At 57.7% G+C, this 15,914-nt stretch carries 20 protein-coding genes; 11 read left to right on the top strand and 9 right to left on the bottom strand.

Annotation, left to right across the window (positions count from 1 at the left end):
* Nucleotides 1–17: 17 nt before the first annotated feature.
* The 5 genes from IM295_RS17550 to IM295_RS17530 all read right to left on the bottom strand — a co-directional run bounded on the left by IM295_RS17550 (nt 18) and on the right by IM295_RS17530 (nt 5,965).
* Nucleotides 18–3,107: an efflux RND transporter permease subunit gene (locus IM295_RS17550; protein ID WP_193067073.1), complete on the bottom strand. Its 3,090-nt coding sequence runs from the start codon at nt 3,105–3,107 to the stop codon at nt 18–20.
* Complete coding sequence (locus tag IM295_RS17545) at nt 3,104–4,213, bottom strand: efflux RND transporter periplasmic adaptor subunit (RefSeq protein ID WP_126326042.1); 1,110 nt, start codon at nt 4,211–4,213, stop codon at nt 3,104–3,106. The genes IM295_RS17550 and IM295_RS17545 overlap by 4 nt, the downstream gene beginning before the upstream one ends.
* Nucleotides 4,214–4,287: 74 nt before the next feature.
* Nucleotides 4,288–4,902: a TetR/AcrR family transcriptional regulator gene (locus IM295_RS17540; protein ID WP_041910138.1), complete on the bottom strand. Its 615-nt coding sequence runs from the start codon at nt 4,900–4,902 to the stop codon at nt 4,288–4,290.
* 196 nt (nt 4,903–5,098) lie between these two features.
* Complete coding sequence (locus tag IM295_RS17535; protein ID WP_047365488.1) at nt 5,099–5,413, bottom strand: PTS sugar transporter subunit IIB; 315 nt, start codon at nt 5,411–5,413, stop codon at nt 5,099–5,101.
* Between the two features lie 84 nt (nt 5,414–5,497).
* Nucleotides 5,498–5,965: a nuclear transport factor 2 family protein gene (locus IM295_RS17530; RefSeq protein WP_193067072.1), complete on the bottom strand. Its 468-nt coding sequence runs from the start codon at nt 5,963–5,965 to the stop codon at nt 5,498–5,500.
* 119 nt (nt 5,966–6,084) lie between these two features.
* Here IM295_RS17530 and IM295_RS17525 point away from each other — a divergent pair, with 119 nt between their 5' ends.
* A complete protein-coding gene (locus tag IM295_RS17525; RefSeq protein ID WP_226859502.1) occupies nt 6,085–6,648 on the top strand; it encodes a TetR/AcrR family transcriptional regulator in 564 nt (187 codons plus the stop codon).
* Between the two features lie 51 nt (nt 6,649–6,699).
* Here the strand turns inward: IM295_RS17525 and IM295_RS17520 are convergent, their stop codons facing one another.
* Complete coding sequence (locus IM295_RS17520; protein ID WP_193067070.1) at nt 6,700–7,479, bottom strand: SDR family oxidoreductase; 780 nt, start codon at nt 7,477–7,479, stop codon at nt 6,700–6,702.
* A 90-nt stretch (nt 7,480–7,569) separates the two neighbouring features.
* Here IM295_RS17520 and IM295_RS17515 point away from each other — a divergent pair, with 90 nt between their 5' ends.
* Together IM295_RS17515 and IM295_RS17510 are read left to right on the top strand one after the other, a co-directional pair.
* Nucleotides 7,570–7,908 (top strand): helix-turn-helix domain-containing protein, encoded by a 339-nt coding sequence (locus IM295_RS17515; protein ID WP_193067069.1) that lies wholly within the window; start codon nt 7,570–7,572, stop codon nt 7,906–7,908.
* 40 nt (nt 7,909–7,948) lie between these two features.
* Nucleotides 7,949–8,350: a GNAT family N-acetyltransferase gene (locus IM295_RS17510; RefSeq protein WP_193067068.1), complete on the top strand. Its 402-nt coding sequence runs from the start codon at nt 7,949–7,951 to the stop codon at nt 8,348–8,350.
* Here IM295_RS17510 and IM295_RS17505 read toward each other — a convergent pair.
* Both IM295_RS17505 and IM295_RS17500 read right to left on the bottom strand, forming a co-directional pair.
* Nucleotides 8,331–9,119, bottom strand: a complete 789-nt coding sequence (locus tag IM295_RS17505) for a hypothetical protein (RefSeq protein ID WP_045630376.1) — start codon at nt 9,117–9,119, stop codon at nt 8,331–8,333. The two genes, IM295_RS17510 and IM295_RS17505, sit on opposite strands and share 20 nt — an antisense overlap.
* A gap of 1 nt (nt 9,120) precedes the next feature.
* A complete protein-coding gene (locus IM295_RS17500) occupies nt 9,121–9,318 on the bottom strand; it encodes a hypothetical protein (RefSeq protein ID WP_024908361.1) in 198 nt (65 codons plus the stop codon).
* Nucleotides 9,319–9,575: 257 nt separating this feature from the next.
* Between IM295_RS17500 and IM295_RS17495 the strand changes: the two genes are divergently transcribed.
* The 8 genes from IM295_RS17495 to IM295_RS17460 are packed head-to-tail and all read left to right on the top strand — an operon-like array spanning nt 9,576 to nt 15,456.
* Complete coding sequence (locus tag IM295_RS17495) at nt 9,576–10,010, top strand: nuclear transport factor 2 family protein (protein ID WP_041910128.1); 435 nt, start codon at nt 9,576–9,578, stop codon at nt 10,008–10,010.
* Nucleotides 10,007–10,726, top strand: a complete 720-nt coding sequence (locus IM295_RS17490) for an SDR family NAD(P)-dependent oxidoreductase (RefSeq protein WP_193067067.1) — start codon at nt 10,007–10,009, stop codon at nt 10,724–10,726. Before IM295_RS17495 ends, IM295_RS17490 begins: the two co-directional genes overlap by 4 nt.
* On the top strand, nt 10,723–11,982 hold the full coding sequence (locus tag IM295_RS17485; protein ID WP_193067066.1) for an NAD(P)/FAD-dependent oxidoreductase: 1,260 nt from the start codon (nt 10,723–10,725) through the stop codon (nt 11,980–11,982). Before IM295_RS17490 ends, IM295_RS17485 begins: the two co-directional genes overlap by 4 nt.
* 1 nt (nt 11,983) lies before the next feature.
* Nucleotides 11,984–12,706 carry a DUF1365 domain-containing protein gene (locus IM295_RS17480; RefSeq protein ID WP_045261402.1) on the top strand — a complete coding sequence of 241 codons (723 nt, stop codon included), beginning with the start codon at nt 11,984–11,986 and terminating at the stop codon, nt 12,704–12,706.
* Nucleotides 12,703–13,923: a cyclopropane-fatty-acyl-phospholipid synthase family protein gene (locus IM295_RS17475; protein ID WP_047368497.1), complete on the top strand. Its 1,221-nt coding sequence runs from the start codon at nt 12,703–12,705 to the stop codon at nt 13,921–13,923. The genes IM295_RS17480 and IM295_RS17475 overlap by 4 nt, the downstream gene beginning before the upstream one ends.
* Complete coding sequence (locus IM295_RS17470) at nt 13,920–14,405, top strand: DUF2878 domain-containing protein (protein ID WP_028013061.1); 486 nt, start codon at nt 13,920–13,922, stop codon at nt 14,403–14,405. Before IM295_RS17475 ends, IM295_RS17470 begins: the two co-directional genes overlap by 4 nt.
* The gene (locus IM295_RS17465) at nt 14,402–14,926 is read left to right on the top strand and encodes a hypothetical protein (protein ID WP_028013062.1); all 525 of its coding nucleotides are present in this window, start codon (nt 14,402–14,404) and stop codon (nt 14,924–14,926) included. The genes IM295_RS17470 and IM295_RS17465 overlap by 4 nt, the downstream gene beginning before the upstream one ends.
* Nucleotides 14,923–15,456 carry a DUF3833 domain-containing protein gene (locus tag IM295_RS17460; RefSeq protein ID WP_028013063.1) on the top strand — a complete coding sequence of 178 codons (534 nt, stop codon included), beginning with the start codon at nt 14,923–14,925 and terminating at the stop codon, nt 15,454–15,456. The genes IM295_RS17465 and IM295_RS17460 overlap by 4 nt, the downstream gene beginning before the upstream one ends.
* Here IM295_RS17460 and IM295_RS17455 read toward each other — a convergent pair.
* A complete protein-coding gene (locus IM295_RS17455) occupies nt 15,453–15,911 on the bottom strand; it encodes a DMT family transporter (RefSeq protein ID WP_028013064.1) in 459 nt (152 codons plus the stop codon). The two genes, IM295_RS17460 and IM295_RS17455, sit on opposite strands and share 4 nt — an antisense overlap.
* Nucleotides 15,912–15,914 lie beyond the last annotated feature (3 nt).

Genomic DNA, 15,914 nt, shown 5'->3' with positions numbered 1-15,914 from the left:
TATCTACTGATGGTAGTTTACACGTTTTCCGTGGCATGCTGTACACGTTGTTCAGCCGGGCGGATCCGGAACCAGATCGCATACATCGCGGGCAGGAAGACGAGCGTAATGATCGTCCCGCCCAGCGTGCCACCGATCAGCGTCCAGGCCAGCGTGCCCCAGAATACCGAATGCGTCAGGGGAATGAACGCCAGCACGGCCGCCATGGCGGTGAGTAAGACCGGCCGCGCTCGCTGGACCGTCGCCTCGACCACCGCCTGGAACGGATCGAGGCCGTCCCTCTGGTTATGATCGATTTGACCGATCAGGATCAGCGTATTGCGCATCAGAATGCCAGAAAGGGCGATCAGGCCGACCAGCGCGTTGATGCCAAACGGCTGATTAAATATCAGCAGGGTCGGCACAACGCCAATCAGCCCCAGCGGCGCGGTTAAGAACACCATGACCATCGCGGAGAGTGAGCGCACCTGCAAAATGATGATCAGCAGCGTCAGGGCAATCATGATCGGGAACAGCGGTAACATGGCCTGCGTGGCTTTGCCCGACTCCTCAATCGACCCCGCCATGTCAATGCGGTAGCCGGCCGGCAGCGTATCAACGATCGGCTGGAGCTGCTTCATGATGGCGACCGACACGTCCGGCGGCTGAAGATTGTCGGCGATATCGCCCCGTACGGTAATCGTGGGGGTGCGATCGCGACGGCGAAGGACCGGGTCTTCCATGCCGACCTCTATCTTGCCAATTTGAGACAGTGGCACGCGCTGTCCCGCATTGCCGACCAGGGTAAAGCCTTCGATTTTTGCCGGGTCAAGGCGGATATCACCCGCCGCGCGGGCAACGACCTCTACCGATCGAATATCTTCCCGAACGGAGGTGACAGGCACGCCTGAGAGCAGGAACTGAAGCTGCCCGGCAACGGCGCTGGAAGTTAAGCCGGTCGCCTGCAGGCGGTTCTGATCGAGGGTGAAATGGAGCACCGGAACGCGCGAGCCCCAGTCGGTGTTAACGGTTCGCATCATCGGGCTTGCCTGAAGCACGGCTTTCACCCGTTCGGCGATGTCCTGCACCTGTTTGACATCCGGCCCCGACACGCGCCAGGCAACCGGGAAAGGCGAGTAGGGGCCAAACACCAGCTGCGTCACCCGCACGCGGGCTTCGGGCGCAAGGCCGCTGGCGACGGCCTCCCTGAGCCTGAACTTGAGCGCCTCGCGTGACGTCTCGCTGTCCGTCAGGATCACGATTTTCGCAAAAGAGGGATCGGGCAGCTCGGGGGCCATTGCCAGATAGAAACGGGGCGAGCCCTGACCAATATAGGCCGTGACGATTTTGGCTTCTGGCTGCTTGCCCAGCCACGCTTCTATTTTTGCAGTAGCGGCGCTGGTTTGCGCAATCGAGGTACCATAAGGCATCTGTACTTCAACCAGCACTTCCGGGCGATCGGAGGTCGGGAAGAACTGTTTTTTTACCAGCCCCATGCCGAGCACGGCCAGAATGAAAATGGCGACCACGGACCCGGCCACACGCCATTTTCTGGCGATAACGCGGCCAAGCAGCTGGCGAAAACGGTTATAGCGAGGCGTGTTATAGATGGCGGCATGGCCGCCTTCCACTTTGGGGATCGCCGGCAGGATCTTCACCCCCAGATACGGCGTGAACACCACCGCAACAAACCATGAGGCAATCAGGGCGAGGCCGACAATCCAGAACATATTGCTGGTGTATTCCCCGGCGGTCGACTGGGCAAACCCATTCGGCATAAAGCCAATCGCCGTCACCAGGGTACCGGCCAGCATCGGCGCGGCGGTGTGGCTCCAGGCGTAGGCTGAGGCTTTGATTCTGTCGTAACCTTCCTCCATCTTCACCACCATCATTTCGATGGCGATAATGGCATCGTCAACCAGCAGGCCGAGGGCGAGGATCAGGGAGCCCAGCGTGACGCGGTCAAAGTTTATTCCCGCGGCCTCCATCACCACGAAGACGACCGCCAGCGTCAGCGGGACCGCCGCCGCGACCACCACGCCCACGCGCCAGCCCATGCTGATAAAACAGACCACCATAACCACGAGCAGGGCGACGAAGAATTTGATCATAAACTCATCGACCGACGAGCGGATATTCACGGACTGGTCGGTGACCTTGGTCAGGGTCATGCCAAGCGGCAGGCTATCATTGATTTTCGCCGTCTCCGCATCCAGCGCTTTACCCAGCGCCAGGCCGTTCCAGCCCTCACGCATGACAACACCCAGCAGCAGGGCGGGTTCATGCTGATTGCGTATCAGCATCGTCGGGGGATCTTCATAGCCTCGTTCAACCGTTGCCACATCCGACAGCGTGAGCGTTTTGCCCTGAGCGACTAAAGGCGTATCGCGGATTTTCTGCAGTTCATCGAACGCGCCGTCCAGGCGGATAAAAATCTGCGCGCCCCGGGTCTCAATGGCGCCCGCCGCGGCCAGGGCATTCTGGTCGTTGAGGGCATTGAAAATATCCTGCGGTGAGAGGCCCATCGTCGCCAGACGGTCATGGGAGAAGGCGATATAAATCCGCTCGGCCTGTTCACCGATGATGTTGACTTTTTTGACCCCTGGAACGTGCAGAAGCTGCTGGCGCAGGCCTTCGGCATCGCGTACCAGCTGCCGCTGCGGTTCGCCTTTTGCTTTCAGAGCAAAGAGGGCAAAGGTGACATCCGAGAATTCGTCATTGATCATCGGGCCGATGACGCCCGCCGGGAGACGCTGGGATTCATCCCCAAGCTTTTTACGCGCCTGATAGAACTCCTCCTGCACCTCAGAAGGCGGGGTTTTGTCCTGCAGTGACAGGGTGATATACGCCACGCCGGGGCGGGTATAGGTTTCCGTACGGTCATACCATTTGAGTTCCTGCAGGCGCTTTTCCAGCGGTTCGGCCACCTGATCCTGGATCTCCTGCGCGGTTGCGCCCGGCCAGACGGCAATCGCCGTCATCTGCTTCACGGTGAAGGGCGGATCTTCCGCGCGTCCCAGTCCAAAAAAAGCGTAAATACCGGCAATGGTCACCAGAACGATCAGAAACAGCGTGACGGAACGCTCGCGGACGGCCAGCGCGGACAGGTTGAAGCGACTTTGGCTCATGGCGCGTTCTCCGCCGGAGCGGCATGGCGTTGTTCTGCCAGCCTGACAACTTCACCTTCGTGCAGAAGATGGGCGCCTAACGCAACAATCTTCTCCCCGGGCTTCACGCCGCCCGTGATCTGGACCGCATCTTCGCCCACGCTCAGCACCCTCACTGGCGTCCATGTGACCTTTGCCGGCTGGGCGGAAATGCGCCAGACGCCGGGCCCTTTACCCGCATCGTAGAGTGAGGCCAGCGGGACCTGCATGGCCTGACCTTCCGCTTTCGGGTCTTCAAGGCTGAGCGTGACGGTCGCCCCCAGCGGCGCGTTCGCCAGCTGGCCAGCCAGCACGTAGCGTGCTTCATACGTCCGGGTTGTGGCATCCGCGGAGTCAGACAGCAGGCGCAACGTGGCGGTGACCGGGTGTTGTTCACGGCCATAAAGCGTGGCTCGTGCTTCGCTGCCGACGGCAGGGCGCAGCGTCTCCGGAAGCTGCACGAGTGCTTCGCGCTGTCCCGCTCTGGCAAGGCGGATCGCCACCTGCCCGGCGCTGACCACCTGACCGGGTTCGGCAAGCGTCTCCATCACCACGCCGTCTGAATCCGCCAGCAGGACGGCATAGCCCGTGGCGTTTTGCGCCACGTTGGCCTGCGCCCGGGCGGCGCTGAGATCCGCCCTGGCCGTATCGGCCGCCGCTTTAATCTGATCGTACTCCGCGGCGGACACCGCGCCGGACGCCACCAGACCGCGATAACGCGCCTCATCGCTGGTGGCTTTTCTCGCCCGCGCCTGGGCAGCATCCACCGCGCGCTGCTGCGCCTGAGCCTGTAATTTCAGGTCAACCGGATCCAGGCGCAGTAAGGGCTGGCCCTGTTTGACAGTCTGCCCGGTATCCACCAGACGTTCGAGGATTTTACCCTGAACCCTGAAGCCCAGGTCGCTTTGCGTTCTTGCCACCACCACGCCCGTAAAGGTGCGAGCGGCTGGATTCGCCATCTCGACGGAGGCGGATCTGACAAGCGGTGGCCTGGTGCGCGGATCGTCACTCGCGGAAATATCGCCGCATGCCGCGAGGGCAAACGGCAGAAGACATATGGCAAGGCGGGCTGAAGTGAGCCTGAGCATGGGAAACCCTTTTGAAGTAACAGGACAGTTTCCGCATTCTGTGATTAGTGACCAATAAAGTCAATGGTCACTAATCAGGGGGCCAGGCTTCTTAAAATCAATGAGGAGAGGAGTACCGCTGCCGTTGGGGCAGTTTCAAGGTTGTACTGCAGCTGAACGGGGTTAATGTAAGGGCACATCACCATGTAAACGGCGCAGGTGACCTCATCCAGCGGCGTCTTCCTTTCGAACTCTCCAGCCTGTCTGCCTTCGATAATGATGCTCTCAATCAGCTTCAGGAGGCTTTCGGTATACCTTTCCGTCGAAGGCCACTTCTCCCGTGACGCGACGGCGGCGATGTCGTAGAGCTTGCGATCGTGGAAAAACAGCTCGCTTCCGGCCTCGGTAAGTGCTTTGAAGAGACGGCGGAGTTTTTCGCTGGCTGACGGCGCATCCGCAATGGCGGAAAGCACGGCCGTCATGATCAGCTCCAGGCGGTTTGCGCAGATCACTTCGCCGATAGCCTGCTTGGAATCGAAGAACTTATAAATGTAGGATTTTGAAAAACCGATAGATTTCGCCAGCTCGGCGACGGTGGTTTTTTCATAGCCATAGTGACCGAAGTGCTCAAAGGCCGCTTCGACGATTTGCTCTCTGACAGAATGGTCAAGTGGACCACGTATTGATGGGGCGTTCATAGTTTTAGTCATTATGTAAGCTTAGCGTGACGAGCTACGATTGACAACGAGTGACCATTTCGTATTTTGGTTACATCCGTTTTCGTCGTGAGCCGTTCAGACGGGACGATCAACCAGGTGGGGTAAGTGTATCACTGTTTTTCGCGCGCTATGGCATCTATCTGTCTGCGGGGACGAGGAGGCCGCAATAGCGATGCGGCCTTGTCTGTCAGGCAGCCAGTTCAGGCATTTGCTCCTTTACGAAATTCAACACCTTCTTCGCGTCCAGAGACGCGTAGGGAAGACTCTCAATGATGGCGATTGAACGTGTATTGCCCACCGTTGCGTGTATCTCGTCGAGTTTGTACTGAATGTGCGGCGCGATAAGAAAACCGTCGAAAGCGGGGGCGACGCTGGCGAAGTTATCCAGCCCAACGGCGCTAATCATCAGTGGATAGCCTTCTTGTTCTGCCAGGGACTGCATTTTTTTGGCAAGAGCGTTTGCGGTATTACCGAACAAACAACATATCAGAAGCTTTTTCATATTTTGTTCCTCCTGAAAACCGCTCATAGGGTAGTCCTGAGGTGGTCACCGAAATGCGCGCTATCTCTGATTTTGGTGACAAAACTATAACCCCAGATCGCTCAATGAGGGATGATCGTCCGGGCGTCTACCCAACGGCCAGTGGAACAGTCGCTCGGATTCTTTTATCGGCATATCGTTAACGCAGGCAAAACGGCGCTTCATCAGTCCGTCCGGTTCAAACTCCCAGTTTTCATTGCCGTACGAGCGGAACCAGTTGCCGGAATCATCATGCCATTCATAGGCATAGCGCACCGCGATCCGGTTGCCCGTAAATGCCCAGAGCTCTTTAATCAGACGATAGTCGAGCTCTTTTTTCCATTTCCGCGCCAGAAACGCCTGGGCTTCTTCACGGCCATTGGCGAATTCCGCACGGTTGCGCCATTGGGTATCCAGCGAATAGGCCAGCGCGACTTTCGCCGGGTCGCGGCTATTCCAGCCGTCTTCTGCCAGTCTGACTTTTTCGATGGCGCTTTCACGTGTGAAGGGCGGTAAAGGAGGACGTGCGTTCATTGCGATTACCTCTGTTTGTTATTATGTAGACAGGTCTGTCTACTTGCGCTAATCTATGCTTGAAAAATAACGCTGTCAACACTCCTTTTAGAGGCTGCCGAAAAGTGAATACACCCGTCATGAGCAACGATAAAAAAATCAGCGTCAGGGATAAAATATTACATACGGCGCACGATCTGTTTTATTCCACGGGTTTCAAAGCCACGGGGGTAGATACGCTGATTAAAGAGGCGAAAGTGACGAAGGTGACGTTTTATCGCCATTTTCCGGGTAAAAGCTTACTTATTCTTGCCTATTTACAGTACCGGCATGAAATATGGATTAACTGGTTTGAAACCACGCTGCGTCAACATCACGACGCAGGCCTGACAGCGTCTGATGCATTATCCGCAACGCTTCACGAATGGTTTGTTTCGCCCGAGTTCCACGGCTGCGCGTTTATTAACGCCAGCGCAGAGGCAAAATCCGAAGATATTGAAAGCGAAATTAAAGAGATATGCCGCAATCATAAAGCAGAAACAAACAAAAAAATCGGAATGCTCACCGGTATAACGGATGAACAGATCTGTAATGACATTATGATGCTTGTTGACGGCGCGATTATTCATGCACAAATGGGAATGGATTCAGACAGGGTAATACACGCGTTAAAAACAGGTTTAGAAAAACTGACGGGTCAGTGATATTTCCCTGTGCTTAATCAGCCCTCATCCCGAGCCGATTAAGCACCCGCGTCACACTGTCGGGATGGTACCGCCGTCAACGACAAATTCAGTGCCAGTAATACTCGCAGCATGCGATGAAGCGAGGAAGACGATGAGGTTGGCAACCTCAATCGGTCGGGCAGGGCGTCCGAGCGGTATTCCACCTAACGCCTTCATAATGATCTGTTTGCCACCTTCGTAGTCTGTTCCTGCCTGCTTTGCCAGTCTCTCCGCCAGTGCCACCGCCGCTTCAGTTTCGATCCAGCCAGGTGCAACGCGCACCACCCGAACACCTTTCGGCGAGACTTCCTTTGAAAGACTTTTACTGTAGGTTGAGAGGGCTGCTTTAGCCGCCGCATAACCCGTTGTTGAATCCGGTAAAGGCAGTTCGCGCTGGATAGACGTCACGTGGATAATCACCCCATTTCCCTGCTCGAGCATTCCGGGAAGCAGGGCGCGATCTAAGCGTACGGCAGGTAACAAATTAAGATTGAGCTCCTGCTGCCACTCGTCTTCGCCAAGTGCAGCAAAACCGCCACCGGGTGAGGTTGAACCGCCTGCAACATGGATAATCACGTCGACACCTCCCATCTGTTCCTGCACTGCGGATGTGACTGAGGCACATCCAGCGACCGTAGTAAGATCAGCGGCTACGAAAGTATCCGCGATATTTACGTCTGGTTCGTGGCGCGCCGTGGTAAATACCGTTGCACCGAGTTGTTTTAAAAGTCCGACGACTGCTTTGCCGAGCCCTTTCGTGCCAGCGGTAACAAGCACGCGCTTGCCTTTAAAATCAATATCTAATGACATGGACTTTCACTCCCATTATTTACAGTACAGGTATATTCAACATAGACTGAGTAATTGACAAGTACGCACGAAAAAGTGAGTTACTAAATTATGAGTAAGTTATATAGTCCGGAATCTGCCGCAAGCGGCGTGGAGCAAGTATTACGGTTGCTGGAAGGGCGCTGGAAATTAATTATTCTTTTTCATCTTTTCGACGGAAAAGTGCAGCGCTACTCTGATTTCGAAAAACTGATCCCCGGTATTTCCCAAAAGATGCTGGCGCAGCAGCTTCGACAACTCGAGTCAGACGGTATTGTTTCGCGGATGGTCTACCCTCAGGTACCACCGAAAGTGGAATATCGCCTCACCGATTGGGGGCAGGCACTGTGCCCGGCGCTTGATGCCATGCTGAAATGGGCAGAAAAACGCGAGGATTACGCCAGGCATTAAACCCTGCGCTCAATACGTATCAGTGGGATAAGACGCAGAGATGAAGGCTTTTCTGGATGCCGAGTATACCCCTGCCGTAATTGAGCAGAGCCTGTCCGAGAGCCCTGTTTCCTGGTTTGTGGCAGAAACCGATCGGCCAGTGGGATTCATGAAAGTGACCTGGGACGCTATGCTTCCGGAAACGGACAAGAGGGGCGTTCTCCTCAACAAGCTCTACCTCGATCCTGCTGAGACCGGCAAGAACTATGTTCAGGACATGTTCAATAAAATTATCGACATGGCCCGGAGCAGGGAAAAGGACTATCTCTGGCTGGAAGTGCTTGAGCAGAACGCGGGAACGTACCGGTTCTACCAGAAGCAGGGCATGCTCTGCATCAAGAACGTCCTTTTCGAAACTGCCTCACAGCAGAGCATACTCAACATTATGGGGATGTCTCTTTAGAACGCGCCTGCATGTCCCGCTGTGCCAGCGACAGCGCGCTGGCGCTGGCAGGATCGAACAGCGAGATGCTCTCAATCTGATTAAGCAAAATCACCTTGCGGAATGACATGGCGCTGCGGGGTTCAGAGTCGAGCGTAATATCATGTTCCGCATACCACCTGCTGTAATTATTCTCGATACGCAGATTCATCGTCTTGGCATCCCGGTACCCGCTCAACATTGGGATCAGCACGATATTGGCCGTTTTTTCATATTCCAGCGTCGCGGTGTGGATCATGCCGACGTAAATCCGCCGCGACCGGAGCGTCACCTGCGCCAGCTCGCCTTGCTCCATACACTGATAGAGCAGTTGTTCAATCCCGCTCGCCTGCGCAAGCCGTTTGTAGAGCTTTTTCCGGCTCTCGCCGTCCAGCCTGGCGCTGCCTGCCCAGTTAGAGCGGTAGAGGCAAAACAGAATGGCAAACGCCAGCATCACCACCACCGGCGCCTGAATGCCTAAAAAACTCCAGTTCATAAAGTCGATTTGCCAGTCGGTGTATTTCGGTGAGGCAAAGTGGAAAGCGTTGTTGGCGGCGGAAAGGGCGAATAGCAGCAGCCAGAGCAATCCCGTGGCGATTACGCCCTGCAAAACGAAAATACAGCCGTAAAGCGCGACGAGAAAATAGACGTCCCAGCCGAAGGAACGCTTGATTTTAAAGCGGGTCGACAGGTCGCGGCTGGTGTACCAGTACCCGCAGACCATCAGCACCATAAATATCGCCGTTCCCATATCAGGCCCTCTTCAGCGTGTTGACGTGACGCAGAAAGTCCTGCCGCACCTCGTTGCTCTTGTAGTTCACCGAGGCGTTCCCGTCCTGGTCGATAATGATGCGATCGCCATCTTCCACGGCTTCAATAATTTCCTGCTGACTCATCACCTGCAGTAAGGATTCCGGGCTTGAGAATAGGGAGAGAAAGAAACGTTTCATGTCAGGCATCCTTATGAATAAAAAGGATAAGCCTGGAAGATGACGGCTGAATTTGCCTTAAGGATAACCTGAAAGTGAAAGCCGGGTGGCGGCTACACCTTACCCGGCCTACAAAACCGTCAAGTGATTGTGTTTTCAAGTTGTTGATATTTATGGGTAATAAAAAATAAATTTGCACAAACTTGGACAAATAACGTTAATTGTGTAAGTTTTAATTATGCGATTACGCCACGTTGTTTACAGCCAGGATGTGACCCATGAGCACTTTGCCCTCTGTCGTGAGTCGGTTTATTGAGTACTACGCCGCACTGGATAGCCAGCCGCCGACCGCGCTGGTCGGGCTTTACCATTCGAATGCCACCCTTATCGATCCGTTCGGCGAGCACAACGGTATTTTCGCGCTTCAGCGCTATTTCACCCATCTGCTGGCAAACGTCGAGAAGTGCCGTTTTGTCATCGATCCGCCGCTCTGCAGCGGGAACCGGTTTGTTGTCACCTGGGTAATGCATTGGTCGCATCCGCGCATTGCCGGAGGCGAGCCGCTTGAACTGCCTGGATGTTCGGTGGTGGACACCGAAAACAATCTCATCACGCGTCAGCGGGACTTCTACGATGCGGGAGAGATGATCTACGAACACCTCCCTCTGCTGGGCTGGGCGGTACGCGGCGTGAAGCGGAGGGTCAAATCATGAAGACGGTGCTGATTACCGGCGCAAGCTCGGGCATCGGCGCGGGGCTGGCGAAGTCCTTTGCCGCTGACGGCTACCACGTGATTGCCTGCGGGCGCGATCCGGCGCGGCTTGAAGCGCTACATCAGACCTGCCCCAATCTCACCGTTCGCCCGTTCGATATGACAGACAGGGACGCCTGTCGCCAGGCGCTGAGCGGCGTTTACGCCGATCTGGTTATTCTCTGCGCCGGTACCTGCGAATATCTCGACGGCGGCGTGGTGGATGCGGCGCTGGTGGAGCGGGTCATGACCACCAATTTTCTCGGGCCAGTGAACTGCCTGGCCGCGCTGCAGCCGCAGCTGGTTGCCGGTAACCGCGTGGTGCTGGTGAGCTCGATGGCCCACTGGCTTCCCTTCCCGCGGGCAGAGGCCTACGGCGCGTCCAAAGCGGCGCTGAGCTGGTTTACCGACAGTCTGCGTCTGGACTGGGAGCCAAAGGGGATTGCCGTGACGGTCGTCTCTCCGGGATTTGTCGATACCCCGCTGACGCGCAAAAACGATTTTGCCATGCCGGGTAGGGTGAGCGTTGACGAAGCGGTCAAGGCGATCCGTACCGGGCTGGCAAAGGGCAAAATGCATATCGCGTTTCCGGCCGGGTTTGGCCTTATTTTGCGGCTGCTCTCCGGGCTGCCCGCGTTTTTGCAGCGCGCGCTGCTGCGCAGGATGGTGCGCTCATGAACATTGCAATTATCGGCAGCGGCATCGCCGGGCTGACCTGCGCCTGGCGGCTGGCAGGGCATCATCAGGTAACCCTGTTTGAAGCGGGCACCACGCCCGGCGGCCATACCGCGACGGTTGACGTCTCAACGCCCCAGGGCACATACGCGATCGATACCGGGTTTATTGTCTACAACGACCGCACCTACCCGCGCTTTATGGGCCTGCTCAGCGAGCTCGGCATCAGCGGGCAAAAAACACAGATGAGCTTTTCAGTACACAACCCAGAGACGGGGCTTGAGTACAACGGCCACACGCTGACGTCGCTGTTTGCCCAGCGTCGAAACCTGGTAAATCCGGCATTCTGGCGGCTGCTCGGTGACATCGTCCGCTTTAACCGCCTGGCGAAACAGGCGCTTGAAGGGGAGGTCGATCCGAACGCCACGCTGCAGACGTTTCTGGACCAGCACGGCTTCACGCCGTTTTTTGCGCGCCACTACATTCTGCCGATGGGAGCCGCGATCTGGTCGTCATCGCTGCAGGAGATGAAGCGTTTCCCGCTGCCGCTCTTCCTGCGCTTCTTTCATCACCACGGCCTGCTGGATATCACCCAGCGTCCGCAGTGGTACGTGGTGCCGGGCGGCTCGCGGGAGTATATCCGCGCCATGCTGCAAAAACTGGGCGACCGCCTGACGCTGCACCTGAACACGCCTGTTCTGCGGGTGAGCCGCCATGCGCACGGGGTCACGCTCCAGCTTGAAAACGGCAGCCACACCTTCGACCAGGTGATATTTGCCTGCCACTCCGCCCAGGCGCTGGCCATGCTTGAGGATCCTACGCCCGCGGAGCGCGAAGTGCTGGGCGATATCGGCTGGCAGCGCAACGAGGTTGTTTTGCACAGCGATCCACGCTGGCTGCCGGTGCGGCAGCGCGCCTGGGCCAGCTGGAACTACCGACTGAGCGCGCAGGAGCAGGCCAGCGCCTGCGTCACCTACAACATGAACATTCTGCAGGGTCTGCCTGCGGGCAGCCCACTGTTCTGCGTCACCCTGAACCCGGACGAGCCGGTGGATGAACGCTTCGTCCTGCAGCGCTTTGTCTATGAGCATCCGCTGTTTAACCCGCAAAGCTGGCGTGCGCAGGCGCGCCGTGGGGAGATCAACGGTCATCACCGGAGCTGGTTCTGCGGCGCTTACTGGTACAACGGTTTTCATGAAGACGGCGTGCGCAGCGCGCTGGACGTGGTCAATGAAATAGCCGCCGGGGAGGGGAACTGACATGAACAGCTGCCTCTATCACGGCGTATTGCGCCACCGCCGCCTTCAGCCGAAAACGCATGAATTCAGCTACGGCGTTTTTATGGCCTGGCTGGATCTTGATGAACTGCCGCTGCTGGCATCCGTCGGCGTGCGGCGCAACCGCTTTGCCGCCGCCGCGTTCCATGACGCGGACTATCCGCTTGGCACGCCGCTTAAAGAGAACGTGCTGAACAGGCTGGAGAGCCTGACCGGGGAACGTCCCGCAGGGCGGGTCATGCTTCTGACGCAGCTGCGCTACTTCGGGTTTCATTTCAATCCGGTCAATTTTTACTATTGCTATGACCAGGAAAACACGCTTCGCTGGGTGTTGGCGGAGGTGCGCAACACGCCGTGGAACGAGCGCCATTATTACGCGGTCGACGGGCAAAATGCCCGGCCCACGGAAAAAGCGTTTCACGTTTCCCCCTTCAACCCGATGGACATGGTCTACCACTGGCGCTTCAACAACCCGGACAACACGTTGCATATGCACATTGAAAATCATCAGGAAGCGAAGGTCTTTGACGCCACGCTGTCCCTGCGCCGGGAGCCTCTGACCCGCCCGGCGCTGCGCGCGCTGCTGCTGCGCATCCCGCTGATGACTCTGAAAACCGTTTTCGCCATTTACTGGCAGGCGCTGAGGCTGTGGCTCAAGCGCGTGCCGCTGTATAACCATCCCGTCAGCAGGAGTGAACGCTCATGACCGATCCCGTCTTTGCGCTAGAACCCGATATCCCGCGCAACGTCCGCATCGCGCGATGGCTGCTGTTTCGTCTGTTAAGCGGCATTCGCGGCGGCTCACTCACCCTGCGTGAAGGGGCGCAGACCTTCCATTTTGGCGAGACATCCTCCGCGCTGCACGCCGACGTGCAGATCCTCACGCCCGGCGTCTACTGGCGCGTCTTAACGGGCGGTAGCCTTGCCGCCGCAGAAGCCTGGATGGACGGCGAATGGGAGACCGCGCAGCTTACGCCGCTTCTGCAAATCCTGGCCCTCAACGGCGAGGTGCTTGGTCGTCTGGAGAACGGGTTCCGGCTGCTTGGCCGACCGCTGGAGCGGCTGCGCCACTGGACGCGGCGCAACTCTCGTGCCCAGGCCCGCGAAAATATTGCCGCCCATTACGATCTGGGCAACGCTTTCTATGCCCATTTTCTGGATAAGGAACTGCTTTACTCCAGCGCGCTGTTTACCGCGGACGAGCAGGATCTGACGGCGGCTCAGCAGGCCAAAATGGCGCGCCTGTGCGACCAGCTGGCACTAAACCCGGATGATCACCTGCTGGAAATTGGCACTGGCTGGGGGGCGATGGCGGAATACGCCGCCCGTCACTACGGCTGTCGGGTGACCACCACCACGCTGTCGCAGGAGCAATATATCTGGGCGACCGAGCGCATTGCCCGCGCCGGGCTGCAGGATCGGGTTGAGGTACTGCTCTGCGACTATCGCGACCTTACCGGGCAGTACGACAAGCTGGTCTCGATAGAGATGATTGAAGCCGTCGGGCAACGCTATCTGCCCACGTTCTTCCGTACCTGTCAGGCGCGGCTGCGCCCCGGTGGACGGATGGCGATTCAGGCCATCACCATTCAGGACCAGCGCTACCGCGACTACAGCAAAAGCGTCGATTTTATCCAGCGCTACATTTTCCCCGGCGGCTTCCTGCCGAGCATTACGGCGATGAACGAGCTGATGACGCGCCACACCGATTTCGTGGTGCGCAATCTCTTCGATATGGGACCGGACTACGCCCGCACGCTGGCCCACTGGCGGCAGCGCTTTGTCCACGCCTGGCAGGAGATTGAAAAGCTTGGCTTTGATGAACGGTTCCGCCGCATGTGGCTGTACTACTTCGGCTACTGCGAAGCCGGGTTTAACGCCCGCACCATCAGCGTGGTGCAGCTGACCGCCGAGCGCGTATGAGACGCTACCTTCAGGTCTTTCTGCTGGCCGTCGCGTTCGATCTCTACTGGGCGCTGGTAGTGCTGTTTCGCGAACAGGGCCTGATTATCTGGCTCGGGCTGGCGATCCTGGCGTGCCTGCTCTTGCCGTCAGCATACCGTCTTTACGCCATTGGGCTGGCCGCGGCGGGCAGCCTGCTGGATGCGCTCTGGGCGTTGACGGGGCTGATTGCCTTCACGGGCGACTCCCTGATGCCGCTATGGATGGTGGCATTGTGGCTGATGTTCGCCGTGGTCTGGACGCAGCTTGCGCGTACCACCACGTTACCCGGCTGGCTGCTGACCCTGCTGGCGGCCGTGGGAGGCCCGGTGGCCTACCTGATTGGCGAGCGGTTGGGCGCCATCACGTTTCTGGAGCCGACCTTTATCGTCGTCAGCTGGATGGCGCCGGGCTGGCTGGTGTTGATGCTGTTTTTCCACCTGCTAATGGGGAGACAAAAATGAGGGCTGCGGTTCTGCTGTTTTGCCTCATGCTGGTTGTTCCTGGTGCTCAGGCCGCCGACTGGCTGGCCTGGCGCAAGGTGGGCGACGCCACGCTGACCTGGGGGCCGTTCACGGTCTATACCTCTCAGCTCCGCACGCCGGATGGCCGTTACAGCCGGGACGATCAGGATCAGGCGCTGATTATTACCTACGCGCGCGACATAGATCGCGATGAACTGGTTGAGGCGACCCGCGACCAGTGGCAGGCGCAGGGGATCCTGACGCAGGAACCGCAAAGTGAAGCCTGGCTAAGGATGCTCCAGTCCCTGTGGCCGGATGTCCGACCGGGTTCACAGCTGGCTTTTGTTCTCAACGATAAGCAGGGGCAGTTCTGGTACCGCGCGTCGTCGGCGCAAAAATCTTTTATTCCGCTCGGTCCGCGCCAGTCAGAAGCGTTCAGCACCCGCTTTCTGGCCATCTGGCTCGATCCCCGCACGCAATATCCTGAGCTGCGTCAGCAGCTAATCGGAGGCAAAAAATGAAACGAATCCTGACGCTGGCGCTGGCATTCACGATGCTGCTGGCCGGCTGCAGTACGGAGGTGTCCGAGTATCGTCAGCAGCAGCCGCGGCTTGATATCTTCCACTACTTCCAGGGCAAAACCGAAGCGTGGGGCATGGTGCAGGATCGCAGCGGCAAGCAGATCCGCCGCTTTCACGTTGAGATTGCCGGGGACGTCATCGGCGATACGCTGACGCTGAACGAGCGCTTCGTTTACGACGACGGCGAGAAGCAGCAGCGGGTATGGCACATTCGCCGCGTGGGGAACGACCGCTACGAGGGAACGGCAGGTGATATAGAAGGGGTTGCCACCGGGCAGGCCGCAGGCAACGCCTTTAACTGGCATTACAGCATGAACGTGAAGGCCAACGGCAAAACGTGGCTGCTGAACTTTGATGACTGGATGTACCTGCAGGATGAGACGCATCTGTTCAATAAAACCGAGATGAAGAAATTTGGCGTCACCGTCGCCACGGTGACGCTGTTTTTTACCCGGAATACGGAAGCTTAGTCGCGAACATCGCCGGTTTTGCTGCTGGAGTAAATGAAGTAAAGGGCAATCCCCAGGCACACCACCGCGCCCAGACGGCTCGGTGAAAACGGAATAGCGGGATTGTTCAACCAGCCAAAGTTATCTATCAGCATGCTCATGGCGAGCTGGCCGAATATCACCGCTACCGTGGCGACGGCGGTGCCGATGCGCTGCACAGCGAGCACCATGATCACAATGTAGGGCACGCCGAACATCGCCCCGAGGAGCTGCCATTTCGGCACGTCCAGCAGCGTGACCGTCTGCTTAGGCTCAAAGAAGAAAATGAGCAGGGCGGTCACCAGCGCGCCGACGGAAAACGTCAGAAACGCGCTCTTGAAAACGCCCACGCTGCTGCCGAGCTGTCCGTTAATTGCGGCCTGTATGCTCAGCGTCGCGCCGCCGCAGATGGCGAGAATTATCATCATCAGTGTCATGTG

Source organism: Enterobacter cloacae complex sp. P14RS (assembly GCF_014895895.1).
In the GTDB taxonomy this organism is placed as follows: Bacteria; Pseudomonadota; Gammaproteobacteria; order Enterobacterales; family Enterobacteriaceae; genus Enterobacter; species Enterobacter bugandensis.
Note: the sequence above shows the minus strand (reverse complement) of the source record. Positions and strands in the feature narration are given on the sequence as shown.

Bases quoted from the DNA above. Each gene is read 5' to 3' on its own strand.
- IM295_RS17500 (WP_024908361.1), bottom strand. From the start codon at position 9,318: ATGAAACGTTTCTTTCTCTCCCTATTCTCAAGCCCGGAATCCTTACTG.
- IM295_RS17475 (WP_047368497.1), top strand. From the start codon at position 12,703: ATGACCGATCCCGTCTTTGCGCTAGAACCCGATATCCCGCGCAACGTC.
- IM295_RS17470 (WP_028013061.1), top strand. From the start codon at position 13,920: ATGAGACGCTACCTTCAGGTCTTTCTGCTGGCCGTCGCGTTCGATCTC.
- IM295_RS17505 (WP_045630376.1), bottom strand. From the start codon at position 9,119: ATGGGAACGGCGATATTTATGGTGCTGATGGTCTGCGGGTACTGGTAC.
- IM295_RS17515 (WP_193067069.1), top strand. From the start codon at position 7,570: ATGAGTAAGTTATATAGTCCGGAATCTGCCGCAAGCGGCGTGGAGCAA.
- IM295_RS17540 (WP_041910138.1), bottom strand. From the start codon at position 4,902: ATGACTAAAACTATGAACGCCCCATCAATACGTGGTCCACTTGACCAT.
- IM295_RS17465 (WP_028013062.1), top strand. From the start codon at position 14,402: ATGAGGGCTGCGGTTCTGCTGTTTTGCCTCATGCTGGTTGTTCCTGGT.
- IM295_RS17525 (WP_226859502.1), top strand. From the start codon at position 6,085: ATGAGCAACGATAAAAAAATCAGCGTCAGGGATAAAATATTACATACG.
- IM295_RS17485 (WP_193067066.1), top strand. From the start codon at position 10,723: ATGAACATTGCAATTATCGGCAGCGGCATCGCCGGGCTGACCTGCGCC.
- IM295_RS17550 (WP_193067073.1), bottom strand. From the start codon at position 3,107: ATGAGCCAAAGTCGCTTCAACCTGTCCGCGCTGGCCGTCCGCGAGCGT.
- IM295_RS17490 (WP_193067067.1), top strand. From the start codon at position 10,007: ATGAAGACGGTGCTGATTACCGGCGCAAGCTCGGGCATCGGCGCGGGG.
- IM295_RS17530 (WP_193067072.1), bottom strand. From the start codon at position 5,965: ATGAACGCACGTCCTCCTTTACCGCCCTTCACACGTGAAAGCGCCATC.
- IM295_RS17495 (WP_041910128.1), top strand. From the start codon at position 9,576: ATGAGCACTTTGCCCTCTGTCGTGAGTCGGTTTATTGAGTACTACGCC.
- IM295_RS17545 (WP_126326042.1), bottom strand. From the start codon at position 4,213: ATGCTCAGGCTCACTTCAGCCCGCCTTGCCATATGTCTTCTGCCGTTT.
- IM295_RS17480 (WP_045261402.1), top strand. From the start codon at position 11,984: ATGAACAGCTGCCTCTATCACGGCGTATTGCGCCACCGCCGCCTTCAG.
- IM295_RS17535 (WP_047365488.1), bottom strand. From the start codon at position 5,413: ATGAAAAAGCTTCTGATATGTTGTTTGTTCGGTAATACCGCAAACGCT.
- IM295_RS17460 (WP_028013063.1), top strand. From the start codon at position 14,923: ATGAAACGAATCCTGACGCTGGCGCTGGCATTCACGATGCTGCTGGCC.
- IM295_RS17520 (WP_193067070.1), bottom strand. From the start codon at position 7,479: ATGTCATTAGATATTGATTTTAAAGGCAAGCGCGTGCTTGTTACCGCT.
- IM295_RS17455 (WP_028013064.1), bottom strand. From the start codon at position 15,911: ATGACACTGATGATGATAATTCTCGCCATCTGCGGCGGCGCGACGCTG.
- IM295_RS17510 (WP_193067068.1), top strand. From the start codon at position 7,949: ATGAAGGCTTTTCTGGATGCCGAGTATACCCCTGCCGTAATTGAGCAG.